Raw genomic sequence first — 12,385 nt, forward strand, 5'->3', positions numbered from 1 at the left:
CCGGCAACGTGATGTCCTCAGCACGTGGCTGCGGCTTTATGCCCGCGGCCCGACCATCCCGCGCGTCGGCTAGCCGATGCCATTCACAAGCGCCGATCCATCGGTGATCAAATCGATCACGCAGCGCGTGCTGCTGAATGCCTGGCTGCGCGCGTTGCGCACGCCGGACGCGCTTCCCACGCTCGACGATTTCCACACCGACGGCAGTGCCGACGAGCGCGCCGACATGATGGGCTTCGACGTCGAGGGCAGCGGCGACGCCGCCCGTTTCATCATCACGCAGGAAGGCGCAAGGCTAACGACCGCCTATGGCAACGAGCATGTCGAGCCGCGGCTGCGCACCAACCGCTATCTGGATGATGCGATCGGCCCGGAGCGTTATGCCGGCGTGATCCGGTCCTATCGTGCCTGCCTGGCGCGAAAGCGTCCGACCTATACGGTCGCTGAAGTCACCGACGCCGACGGCAAGGATGTCTCCTACGAACGGCTGCTGCTGCCGTTCGGGCGCGGCGACACCGTCGAGCACATCATCGGCTCCTACAAGGCGATCAGCATCGAGGGCGGCTTCCGGCTGCACAATCTGATGGGCGTGAAGGCGAAGTCGGTCCCAGTCGTCACGGTGCGCGCGGTGATCGACCGCAGGTTCGTGCCGGCGGTCCGCCCCGCGAGCCAGGATTCGGTCGAGCTGACGTAAAGCGCTTTCGAGCTAAGGGGAGCGGCACCAAACATTCAGTGTCGTCCCTGCGAAAGCAGGGACCCATAGCCACCGAAGGCCATTGTTGCGCAGGGCTGGGGTCACAGCCTTTCAACAATTAGATCCTGTGGTTATGGGTCCCTGCTTTCGCAGGGACGACGTCGGACATGTTGTCCCGCCTTCAGACCGGTCATCCGAGGAGCCCGCAGGATGTGGGCGTCTCGAACGATGTAGGCCACCGACGGGACCTCATGGTTCGAGATGCGCGGAGCCTGCCGGCATCAGCCCTTCTTGCGCGCTTTCGCCAGCACTTCCTTGGCATAGATATCCGGCTTGAAGCCGACCACGCGCTTCAATCCGAGGTCGAGCACCGGACGCTTGATCATCGAGGGCTGCTCGGCCATCAGCGCCACCGCCTTGCGCTCGTTCAGCCCTTCCTTGTCGGCATCGGGCAGCTTCTTGAAGGTGGTGCCGGCACGGTTGAGCAGCGTCTCCCAGCCGACCTCGTCGCTCCATTGCTTGAGCTTGTCCTTGGCAATCCCGGCCGTCTTGTAATCGTGGAAATCATAGGCGACGCCGTGATCGTCGAGCCAGCCGCGTGCCTTCTTCATGGTGTCGCAGTTCTTGATGCCGTAGATGGTGATGGTCAAAGCCGTACCCCGCATGCGATTGCCGCGGGGAAACTAGCCTCGCAGCCATCGCAGCGCCAGATCGAAGCTATCAGGTCTCCACATCGATCTTGGCGGCACGTGTCTAGACCTTGCTGACGTCGATGATCGCCTGCACGAAGGCCTGCGGCGCCTCCTGCGGCAGGTTGTGGCCGATGCCGCCGGCGAGTTGGCGATGCTCGTAATGCCCGGAGAACTTCCTGGCATAGGCCGCGGGCTCCGGATGCGGCGCGCCGTTGGCATCGCCTTCCATCGTGATGGTCGGGATCGCGATCACGGGCGCCTGGGGCCAGCGTCGTCTCGAAGGCGTCGTACTTGGCCTCGCCCTCGGCGATGCCGAGCCGCCAGCGGTAATTGTGGATCACGATCTCGACGTGGTCGGGGTTCTCGAACGCGGCGGCGCTGCGGTCATAGGTGGCGTCGTCGAACTTCCACTGCGGCGAAGCGAGCTGCCAGATCAGTCTGTTGAAGTCGTGCCGGTTCCTGGCATAGCCCTCGCGGCCGCGCTCGGTCGCGAAATAGAACTGGTACCACCATTGCAGCTCGGCCTTCGGCGGCAGCGGCAGCTTGCCGGCCGCCTGGCTGCCGATCAGGTAGCCGCTGACCGACACCATCGCCTTGCAGCGCTCGGGCCAGAGCACTGCCATGATGTTGGCGGTGCGCGCACCCCAATCATAACCGCCGAGCACCGCCTTCTCGATCTTCAACGCGTCCATCAGCGCGATGATGTCGGCGGCGACCGCGACCGGCTGGCCGCTGCGCTTGGTATCGCTGGAGAGGAAGCGCGTGCTGCCGTAGCCGCGCAGATGCGGCACGATCACGCGATAGCCGGCCTCCGCCAGCGCCGGCGCGACGTCGGCATAGCTGTGGATGTCGTAGGGCCAGCCGTGCAGCAGAATGACAGCAGGACCTGACGCCGGACCCATCTCGACATAACCGGTATCGAGCACGCCGGCCTTGATCTGCTTCACCGGACCGATCGTGGTATGGCCGCCGGCCTTGACCGCGGGCGCCGCCGCCTTGGACTGCTCCTTGGATTGCGCGCTCGCCGATCCGATCAAGCCAAACCGGGACGCGGCGAGGATCCCGCCGGCGATGCCGAGGAAGCGGCGGCGTTGCTGGTTGGTGGGTTGGGACATGGCGATCTCCTTAACTCTGGTGTCGAAATCACTATCGCAGAGACCGCCCCCGCCCGCTTTCAGAGGACATGGATTTGTTCTTCAGACCGTCTTGATTTTGGCTTCCGTCGGCCTGTGCTAGCTTCCGCTCCGGATTCAGCCGCCGCCTGCCGGACTCTTCGAATTGACTTACCATTTCAACGACTTGACCCTCGATTCCGAGCGCCGGGAGCTGCGCCGCGGCGCTGCCCTGGTGGCCGTCGAGCCGCAGGTCTTCGACCTCCTGGAATTCCTGATCCGCGCGCGCAATCGCGTCGTCAGCCGCGACGAGGTGCTGGCCGCGGTCTGGCACGGCCGGATCGTCTCGGAGGCGACGCTGAGCAGCCGGGTCAACGCGGCGCGGACCGCGATCGGCGACAATGGCGAGGCGCAGCGGCTGATCCGCACCCTGCCCCGCAAGGGCCTCCGCTTCGTCGGCGATGTCCGGGAGGACAGCGCGTCCGCTCGTCCGGTTGCCGACAACGCCGCGCCGCCGCGACCGAGCGAGGGCCCGTCGATCGCGGTGCTGCCCTTCACCAACATGAGCGGCGATCCGGAGCAGGATTATTTCGCCGACGGGATCGCCGAGGACATCACCACCGCGCTCGCCCGTTGCAGCCGCCTCACCGTGATCGCGCGCAACTCCGCCTTCACCTACAAGGGCAAGGCGGTCGATATCCGCCAGGTCGGCCGCGAGCTCGGCGTCGGCTATGTGCTCGAGGGCAGCGTCCGCCGCGGCGGTGATCGCCTGCGCATCACCGGCCAGCTGATCGACGCCACCTCCGGCGCGCATCTGTGGGCCGATCGCTTCGACGGTGCGGCGAACGACGTGTTCGACCTGCAGGATCGCATCACCGAGACCGTGGTCGGCGCGATCGAGCCGACGATGCTGGTCGCAGAGGCCGAGCGGGTGCGGGCCGCGCCACCCGACAAGCTCGACGCCTACGATCTGCTGCTGCGCGCCTACAGTCTGAGGTACGAGTTCACGCCCGAGAGCATGGAAGCCGCGCTCGATTGCCTCGACCAGGCGCTGGCGCTCGATCCGACCTACGCGCCCGCGCTGGCGGCGTCGGCCTATTGCCATGCGATGCGCCATGTCCAGGGCTGGCTGAAGCCTGACGACTCCTACCGGGAGCGCGCGGTCGCGCAGGCCTGGCGCGCGGTGGAGCTTGCGCCCGGCGATCCGCAGGTGCTGTGGATGGCGGCGTTCGCGATCTGGAACATGGCCGACGAGATCGAGCCCGCGCGCGAACTGTTCGAGCGCTCGCTTGCGATCAATCCGAACTCGGCGATGGCGCTGGTGCTCGGCGGCTGGATCGAGGCGATGCGCGGCAACCAGAACGTTGGCCGCGCGATGATCGAGCGCGCGCAACGGCTCAACCCGCGCGACCCCCGCGGCTGGTTCGCGTCCGCGGCGCTCGCGATCTGCGCGGTGCTCGACCAGAATTTCACCGAGGCGGTGACGTGGGCCGACAAGGCGCTGGCGCAGAACCGTCGCTTCGCAGTCGCCCTCCGCGTCCTGATCGTGGCTCTGGTCAAGACCGGCGACTCCGCGCGCGCGACCCAGACCGCGCGCGAGCTGCTTAAGGTCGATCCGGAGTTTTCGATCTCCAGCTTCCTGTCGCGGATTCCGTTTCCGGTGCAATCGATGTCCGCGACCTATCGTGAAACGCTGAAGGCGGCCGGCGTCCCGGACTGACACCGCTCGGGAGGACGCGACGATCATTCGCGATGCGCCCGAAAACCAACGCGCTATGCTGACTTTGAGTTTTGTCGAGTTGACCCGTAGGCAACATCGCCTCGCGAGCCCTACCAATTCGGTAGTAATGGCCGGGTTGCCCGTCCGCTGATAGGATCGACCTGTCCAAGCAAAGGGGCGCCTGATGGTTCGGCTTCTTCTTTCGGTCGCGTTGTTCATAACGTTGTCTGGCATGGCATTTGGGCAGACAGCTCCAGCGCCGGAGATCGCCCCAAGTGGAAAGTTACGCGTCGGCATGATTGACATCACCGTGCTCGGTGGCGTGGCTGAGCCGGTCTCGCGGTTCATTGGGCAGAAGCTCGGCGTGGCGGTCGAACCCGTGATGTATCCTAGTCCGGATGCATACCAGCAAAGCTTCGGCAAAGGTGAATGGGACGTCGCAATCGGACCCCGAGTTCTTGCTCCTGCCGATAAGTCCACCTCTACCGCCGACCTGTGGGTCATTAGTCTCATCTATGTCGCGGCGCCAGGAAAGGAATTCCCCGACATCCCCTCGGTCGATAAGGCCGGTGTCAAGATCGGCACCATTCGCGGAGCTCCCTCGGAGCGCGTGCTCACCCGGGAGATCAAGGCGGCCGAGATCGTCCGTATCCCACTCAGCCCGACCATCGCGGCTGACGCGGCCGAGTTGCTGCGCTCGGGCAAGGCGGACGTATTTGGGGCGGACTCCGGGGTCGGATACCCTGCAGCCAATGCGTTGCCCGGTGCCAAAATCGTACCCGGCGCATTTGCGATGGTTCGTGTGGCGGCCGCGCTTCCGAAAGATCGCTCGGCAGAGGTGCAGGCTGCACTTGCGGCGCTCGTCGATGAAGCAAAACGGACGGGTGTAGTGCAGAGGGCGATCGACGCGACAGGCCTCAAGGGCGTGAACGTTGCTAAGAATTGACTGTATGACCCGCGACCACGTGCCGATCATGGCGGCTGCTCAGTTCGCTCAGCACTGCCATGCTAACAGGAGCAAGACTGATGAAAATCTTGCGCGCAATTTTTGCCGCATGCTCGATCGTGGCCTTTGGCGCTTTCGCTATGACGTCCGACGCGAGAGGTCAGATGCAGTCGCTCAAGCAGCGGCTGGTCGGTACATGGACCCTGATCGCCTGGGAGCAGAAGAAGCCTGACGGTACGATCGTCAGGCGCTACGGGACCGACCCGAAGGGCATTGCGTTCTTTGATACGGATGGGCGATACATCATAACGGTGATGAAATCAGACCGCCCCAAGTATACGAGCAACGCCTTGTGGCAAGGTACGCCCGAAGAGAACAAGGAAACGGCCGACGGAACGATAACCTATTTCGGAACGTATTCGACCAACGAGGCAGATAGTAGCATCGCAATTCACGTCGAGGGAAGTTCCTTTCCAAACTGGAATGGCACCGATCAGAAGCGCCTCGTTAGAATTGTGGAGGATCAACTGTCGCTGACTGTCCGTCCTCCCGGTAGGGACGTTGTCGACGTGATTTGGAAGCGAGCAAAGTGAATGGCTCGGGCGATTCCGCTGCTGTCCGTTGCGTTATCCATGGCGCAATTCCTGGTGTGATCCTCAATCTTGCGAGCCAACCTGCTGTGATCTGCCTGGGGGCGCCATACCGATCGACATTCGCGGGTGATTAAAACCACAGAGCAGGAAGTACACCGTATGCCTTCGCGCCGTAGTTTTCTGACCGGCACCGTCGCGACCGGCGTCGCGCTGTCAATGCAGCACGCCGTGACAACGGTCGCGCAGCAAAAACGGGTGATCGTTGATTCGCAGGTTCACCTGTGGCCGGCGAGCACCCCGCAAAGACCCTGGCTCCCCGGTGCCAAACCGCAGCTTCCGGAGCCCTTCACCATCGAGCGAATAATTCCGCTGATGGACGAAGCCGGCGTCGATCGCGTCGTGATCGTTCCGCCGGCGTCGCTCGAAGGCGAGCGCATCGACTATGCCCAGGAGGCGGTCAAACGGTACCCCGGCCGCTTCGCCATCATGGCGCGTGTCGCCCTCGACAAGCCCGACCGCGCGGCACGGCTTGCGAGCTGGCGCGACCAGCCCGGCGTGCTCGGCGTGAGGCTGAACTTCGGCCCCGGCGAAGCGGCATGGCTGACCGACGGGACCGCGGACTGGTTCTGGCCGGCGGCGGAGAAGGCCCGCCTGCCTGTGATGTTTCTCACATCGGGCCAGACATCGCTGTTCGCCGGTATCGCCGAGCGACACCCGCAACTTACGCTCATCATCGACCACATGGGCGTCGGCGCGGGTCTTCGCCCGCATGCCGATTCATCGGGATCCGCAAGCAACAACGTGGTGGCGGAAGCCATCGTCCAGGCTGCCGCGCTCGCAAAATATCCGAATGTGTCGGTGAAATTGTCGTCGGTCCCGCTGATTTCGACTGAACCCTATCCATTCCGTGACGTGATCCCGCATATCCACCGCCTGTTCGACGCCTACGGGCCGGAGCGATGCCACTGGGGGACCGACATAACCAATTCATTCGCGAGAGCCACCTACCGGCAGCGCGTAACGCAATTCACGGAGGAGCTTCCGTTCCTCAGCGAGAGCGACAAGAACTGGATCATGGGTCGCGCAATCCTGGCGCGGCTTCGCTGGACTTGAACCAAGTTGCTGCCGAGTCCGCTCTCGCCCTCGGCGACTTCGGAAGATGGCGGCTTTTCCGCAGGAGCGAACGCTTGGGCAATTTCGGAATACTAGAAGAATACCTTGATGCCTCACGTGTCAAGTTGCCTGGTCGAACGTCCGCCTTCTGGGAGGCTGATCACGGCCCAGGCGACGCCATCGCCGAGGTCGTTGATGCGACCATACGACAGCAGGAATGGAACCGGCTCACGGCGAGCTTGTATTCGCGCGAGAAGTGCATATACTCGGATTATTCGATTAGCCGTTGCGCCTTGTTGAATGGTCAAAGCGGCCCTCCTCCAAAGACATCGCCAGTTGAATGGATAACGCGCGATCCTGCGCACGATGGCGCATATGCGCATTGGAGACGACAAGATGACGACAGGTACAGTGAAGTGGTTCAACGGTCAGAAGGGCTTTGGTTTCATTCAGCCGAGCGATGGCAGCAAGGATGTGTTCGTTCACATCAGCGCCGTCGAGCGCGCCGGTTTGTCCGGCCTGGCTGAGGGCCAGAAGCTCTCTTTCGAGCTGAAGACCGACAAGATGCGCGGCAAGACGAGCGCAGAGAATCTCCAGCTGGCTTGAAACAGTTCGGGATGTCGCGCCTGACGCGTTTTCCTGAGATGGGCCAACATCGGCCCAGCACAACGTCGCAAGCCGGTGGCGTCATTCTCACGGATGTACTGGGATGACGTCGCAGCCCGCTCGATCCCTCTCGGCTGAGGATTGGGCGGGCTTTGGCGCCTTTATGGGAAGGGAATTTAAGATCAGCGATGGCCAGGAACCCGCCAGAGTCCTCGCCCGCAAGCCTTGCGCTCGCCGAGCGCAAGCGTATTGCGGCCGAAGAAGGCGCGCGTGCGATCGCCGACGTACAGCGCGAGGCGCAGGCCATCCGCAAGAACATGGAACGGCTGCGTGCGCTTCGCGAAGCCCGCGACGTCGAGGCTGCGGCCAATGCGGCGCCAGCTGCACGGCTCGCCAAGAGGACGCCACGGGCCAAGCGCGTGGCGAAGCTTTCCTAGTCGTCCCAGATCAACTCCCAGCATCAAATGCATCGATAGAGATGCACGACGACGCCCGCTCCATTCGGAAGCCTCAGATACGAGGCGGCTCACGTTGCAGGGGCATCGCTTCAGGTCGCAAAACAGCACATCGCGCTTTCTGCCATTCGGATTATCTGACGCGTGCCGTGGGAATACCGTTCAAGGTGTCCTGGCCTTTGTGGTGATAAGAAGAACTGGTAGCAAACTGCATTTGGATGTACTGTCACTCATCACCGGCCGAGGCTCTGCCCGTAGGCGTCGGTGGCTGAGAGACCCGCCAGCGCTCCCGCCTGCATATGCGATGGAGCGCGCGCATGGCCGGTCGGCACAGCGTCAATCGATTAGAACAAGCCTGGTTAGACCTCGCTGCACAGTCACGCGAAGCGATCCAGCGCTCGATCAGGTTGCTCAAGGAGACCTCACCTCCCGACACCTTCATCGGCCGCAAAACGCAGGAACCCTTCCCGCCGGAGGAAGGTGGCAGCGGCAATGAAGGGTGTCACCGTACCCCGCCGCATTAGGCTGAAATTGATCCGTCTATCGAGACCGCCAAATCGGTTAAGGGATTGCCTCGGATGCCCCGCAACGAACGTCGGCTCTGGTCGCAGGAGGAGGATGAAAAGCTCCTCAAATTGCGCGCTTCGAATTTGAGTATCCGGCTGATAGCGCTCGAACTCGGGCGATCGGAGGCAGCGATCAAGCTGCGCTTCAGCCATTGAGAAAGGTCTCCGGTCGCGTCCACGAACCGCAGCGAAGCGGACCATCAGCGTCCGGTACTGCAGCGCTGAGCAACGATTTACAAACTCGCCCGATCAGCAAGGCAGCAGCCGGCGCGACGAAATGCGCCGAATACTGCAAAGCAATGGGATTCGTGAATCGTCCATCTCCGAAGCACTCACGATGCAAGGCTCGGCGTCGCCCCTCGAACTTGCTCGACAGTGGCTCTACCTTTGAATGATACATCTGGATCGATCCAATCACCTTGCGCGAGAACAGGTGCTGCGCGCGAAAGCAGCAATAGACGTTTCGCGGGCGGTACTGGATGCGAGGTCGTCCGGAATCATCGGCCGGGCCGCTCGCAATGAACAGCTCGGTGAGAGACCTGCGCACGGCGGCGGAAAGCCGCTCAGAGAACGCGGCTCTTAATGTCTCGGTCCGTACAGCACGAACGCGGCATGAAACACCAGCATCTTGTCGGCACGACATCCACTGCCACGTCATCTTTATGGCAAGCTCTCTGATCTAATCGGCGTCGTAACCAAGGCCCGCAAGCAGCATTGGCCCGGATCCAGACGAAACCGCGCGCGGACGATGGAGGGTCGATCATCGGGACAGCGGTATCGTGCGCGGCGGCAAGTGCATCTATGATGCGACCTCAGAAGGCGGCTCGTCGCCGCAGATGCGCTGGTGATCAGCCCTTCACGAGGGGACACCCGCCATCTTGCAACGGTCGGAAGGCTTCTGCTGCCGGGATGGTGGCGCGCACTTTGTAGAAGTCGCCGAAGTATCTCGATTCGGCGGGTGCTTTTACCTCAAAGAGATACATGTTGTGGATTTTGCGTCCGTCCGCCCGGATGATTCCTTTGCCGTAAAGACGGTCGTCGGTCGGAATCTCCTTCATTTTGGCGGCGACGGCGCGGCCATCCGCGTCAGACTTTAGCGCTTCGACCGTCTTGAGATAGTGAGTCACGGCCGAATAGACACCTGCTTGGGCCGAAGTGGGGACCTTGCCCGGACGCTCAACCTGCCAGCGTTTCGTCCAGATGCGGTTGTTGTCGTTCATGTCCCAATACCAGGCCTCGGTCAAAACGACGCCCTGCGTTATCGGCAGACCAAGGGCTGCGATATCGCTCACCCACAACAGCAGACCTGCGATATTCTGCCCTCCTCTGACAACTCCAAACTCGGCAGCCTGCTTGATCGCATTTGTAGCGTCTCCGCCGGCGTTAGCGAGACCGATCACCTTGGCCTTGGAGGCTTGTGCTTGGAGCAGAAACGACGAAAAGTCACTGGTGTTGATCGGCACCCGGACCTTGCCCAGCACTTTTCCGCCATTGGCTTCAACGACCGCCCCTGCGTCACGTTCAAGAGCATACCCAAACGCATAGTCGGCGGTGACGAAGAACCAGGTATCGCCACCCGTCTGTACCGTCGCCTTGCCGGTACTATTGGCGAGCGCCCAGGTATCGTAGACCCAGTGAATGGTATTGGTGTTGCACTTCGGACCGGTGAGGTCCGACGTTGCCGCGCCCGTCACCAGGAACAGCTTGTTCTTTTGGCGGGCGATCTCGCTCACGGCCAGTGAAACGCCGGAATTCATGCCGTCAACGATCACGTCGACTTTTTCGACGTCGAACCACCTGTTGGCAATGCTGGCGCCCACGTCAGGCTTGTTTTGCATGTCGGCGCTGACGATTTCGATTTTCATGCCCTTGGCAGTTGCACCAAAATCTTCGACCGCGAGCTTAGCAGCCACGACCGCGCCAGGACCGCCGATGTCCGAATAGATGCTCGACATATCGGTCAATACGCCGATCTTGACGACGTCATCGGTATATTGCGCGTCGGCCGAATTGTTCACGAGAGCGGCCGCGACCAAGATCACACTGAAAATCGTTTTCATGTGCTACCTCGCAACTACGCCGCCATGCACGCTATCAGATTTTTCCGATCCGAGCGAGCGCTACCAAACCGTGGCGTGATTTGCTGCGGTTGCACAAAGGCGGCGGTATGGAAGCGTCGCTATCGAGGGCGCATGATGCGCTCATAGCTCCGCGGATATTCGTCACCCTGCAGTGGAGGCCCTTCCCACGTCAGGGGTTCACGACCTCAGCCGCGGCGGCGAACATGGCACGTTTCCCGCTCCGCCCGCGACTGATGGACCATATGCAGAAGCTCGTGCAATTTCGGTATTTTAGAAAAATACCCCTGAGTTGCCCGACGTGTCAAGCCGTTCGGCCGAAGCCGGGCGCCGCCGGCTCCTTTGCATGGGGTTGTTCCTCGGTATTTTGGTTGCCTCCCTGCGACGGCCCCTTTCCTTCATGTTGCTCCGCCGGTCCCGCCCGGCTCCAGCGCCTCGCCGAGTTCGAGCGGATGCGCCATGGTCTCATGCAGCGCGTCCTTGTCGAGCTCGCCCTCGGACAGGCTGATCACGACGCAGGCGACGCCATTGCCGATCAGATTGGTGAGCGCACGGCACTCGCTCATGAACTTGTCGATGCCGACCAGGATCGCGATCGACTGGATCGGAATGTCGGGCACGATCGACAGCGTCGCGGCGAGCGTGATGAAGCCGGCGCCGGTGACGCCGGAGGCGCCCTTCGAGGTGATCATGGCGATGCCGAGAATGCCGAGCTCCTGCCAGATCGTCAGATGGGTGTTGGTGGCCTGCGCCAGGAACAGCGTCGCCAGCGTCATGTAGATGTTGGTGCCGTCGAGATTGAAGCTGTAGCCGGTCGGCACCACGAGGCCGACCACCGAGCGCGAGGCGCCGAGATGCTCCATCTTCTGGATCATCTGCGGCAGCACCGTCTCCGACGACGAGGTGCCGAGCACGATCAGGAGCTCGTCCTTGATATAGGCGATGAAGCGGATGATGGAGAAGCCGGCCAGCCGCGCGATCGCACCCAGCACGATCAGCACGAACAGCACGCTGGTGAGATAGAATGTGCCGATCAGCGCTGCCAGATTGACCAGCGAGCCGAGGCCGTAGGCGCCGACCGTGAACGCCATCGCCCCGAACGCGCCGAGCGGCGCGACGCGGACGATGAGCCGGATGATGCCGAAGAACATCTTGGCGGCCTTGTCGATCGCCTCGGCGATCGGCTCGCCGGCCTTGCCCATCAGCGCAATGGCGAAACCCGACAGGATCGAGATCAGCAGCACCTGCAGCAGATCACCACGCGCCACGGCGCCGAAATAGCTGTCCGGAATGATCGCCATCAGATGGGCGACGATGCCCTGCTCTTTTGCCTGCGTGACGTAGGTGGAGACCGACTTCGGATCGATGGTGGCGGGATCGATGTTGAAGCCGTGGCCCGGCTGCAGCAGCTCGCCGACCAAAAGCCCGACCGCGAGCGCCACCGTCGACACCACCTCGAAATAGATCAGGGTCTTCAACCCGACCCGGCCGACCCGCTTGAGGTCGCCCATCGAGGAGATGCCGTGCACCACGGTGCAGAAGATGACAGGCGCAATCATCATCTTGATCAGCGCGATGAAGCCGTCGCCGAGCGGCTTCAATTGCTTGCCGAGGCCGGGATAGACGTGGCCGATCAAGACGCCCGCGACAATCGCGATCAACACCTGGATGTAGAGGATCTTGTACCAGGGCTGATGCTTGTGATGGGCTGCGGGCTTGATCGCGTCTGTCGTCATGAGGTGCCCCGGGCTGGAAGTGAACTCGAACTCGTGATGCCATCTTGGCGGAGCCGCACGCAAGCGACAATGGC

General features: G+C 62.4%; 12 protein-coding genes and 1 pseudogene. 9 read left to right on the plus strand and 4 right to left on the minus strand.

Translation table 11 applies throughout. The features are described from left to right. The first annotated feature begins 76 nt into the window (after nt 1-76). Nucleotides 77-694, plus strand: coding sequence for a hypothetical protein (locus tag ACVW17_RS30105; protein WP_456755234.1), 618 nt, complete (start codon nt 77-79; stop codon nt 692-694). A 281-nt stretch (nt 695-975) separates the two neighbouring features. Here the strand turns inward: ACVW17_RS30105 and ACVW17_RS30110 are convergent, their stop codons facing one another. Both ACVW17_RS30110 and ACVW17_RS30115 read right to left on the minus strand, forming a co-directional pair. Next, complete coding sequence (locus ACVW17_RS30110) at nt 976-1,344, minus strand: ArsC family reductase (RefSeq protein WP_456798202.1); 369 nt, start codon at nt 1,342-1,344, stop codon at nt 976-978. Nucleotides 1,345-1,447: 103 nt separating this feature from the next. Next, nucleotides 1,448-2,501, minus strand: a pseudogene (locus tag ACVW17_RS30115) (alpha/beta fold hydrolase). Between the two features lie 163 nt (nt 2,502-2,664). Here ACVW17_RS30115 and ACVW17_RS30120 point away from each other — a divergent pair. The 8 genes from ACVW17_RS30120 (at nt 2,665) to ACVW17_RS30155 (ending at nt 8,653) form a co-directional block, all read left to right on the plus strand. Beyond that, nucleotides 2,665-4,218, plus strand: a complete 1,554-nt coding sequence (locus ACVW17_RS30120; RefSeq protein WP_456755237.1) for a winged helix-turn-helix domain-containing tetratricopeptide repeat protein — start codon at nt 2,665-2,667, stop codon at nt 4,216-4,218. Between the two features lie 184 nt (nt 4,219-4,402). After that, nucleotides 4,403-5,164, plus strand: a complete 762-nt coding sequence (locus ACVW17_RS30125; RefSeq protein WP_456755238.1) for a hypothetical protein — start codon at nt 4,403-4,405, stop codon at nt 5,162-5,164. A gap of 80 nt (nt 5,165-5,244) precedes the next feature. Then, nucleotides 5,245-5,757: a lipocalin-like domain-containing protein gene (locus tag ACVW17_RS30130; protein ID WP_456755239.1), complete on the plus strand. Its 513-nt coding sequence runs from the start codon at nt 5,245-5,247 to the stop codon at nt 5,755-5,757. A 159-nt stretch (nt 5,758-5,916) separates the two neighbouring features. Further along, the gene (locus ACVW17_RS30135) at nt 5,917-6,870 is read left to right on the plus strand and encodes an amidohydrolase family protein (RefSeq protein ID WP_456755240.1); all 954 of its coding nucleotides are present in this window, start codon (nt 5,917-5,919) and stop codon (nt 6,868-6,870) included. 396 nt (nt 6,871-7,266) lie between these two features. Continuing rightward, on the plus strand, nt 7,267-7,476 hold the full coding sequence (locus ACVW17_RS30140; RefSeq protein WP_456755241.1) for a cold-shock protein: 210 nt from the start codon (nt 7,267-7,269) through the stop codon (nt 7,474-7,476). Between the two features lie 188 nt (nt 7,477-7,664). Further along, the gene (locus ACVW17_RS30145) at nt 7,665-7,913 is read left to right on the plus strand and encodes a hypothetical protein (protein ID WP_456755242.1); all 249 of its coding nucleotides are present in this window, start codon (nt 7,665-7,667) and stop codon (nt 7,911-7,913) included. Nucleotides 7,914-8,248: 335 nt separating this feature from the next. Further along, on the plus strand, nt 8,249-8,455 hold the full coding sequence (locus ACVW17_RS30150) for a hypothetical protein (protein WP_456755243.1): 207 nt from the start codon (nt 8,249-8,251) through the stop codon (nt 8,453-8,455). A 54-nt stretch (nt 8,456-8,509) separates the two neighbouring features. Further along, nucleotides 8,510-8,653 carry a hypothetical protein gene (locus ACVW17_RS30155; protein WP_456755244.1) on the plus strand — a complete coding sequence of 48 codons (144 nt, stop codon included), beginning with the start codon at nt 8,510-8,512 and terminating at the stop codon, nt 8,651-8,653. 692 nt (nt 8,654-9,345) lie between these two features. Here the strand turns inward: ACVW17_RS30155 and ACVW17_RS30160 are convergent. Together ACVW17_RS30160 and ACVW17_RS30165 are read right to left on the minus strand one after the other, a co-directional pair. After that, nucleotides 9,346-10,557, minus strand: coding sequence for an ABC transporter substrate-binding protein (locus ACVW17_RS30160; RefSeq protein ID WP_456755245.1), 1,212 nt, complete (start codon nt 10,555-10,557; stop codon nt 9,346-9,348). A gap of 416 nt (nt 10,558-10,973) precedes the next feature. After that, complete coding sequence (locus tag ACVW17_RS30165; protein ID WP_456755246.1) at nt 10,974-12,311, minus strand: dicarboxylate/amino acid:cation symporter; 1,338 nt, start codon at nt 12,309-12,311, stop codon at nt 10,974-10,976. Nucleotides 12,312-12,385 lie beyond the last annotated feature (74 nt).

The sequence above is a fragment of the Bradyrhizobium sp. USDA 4473 genome (genome assembly GCF_054063335.1).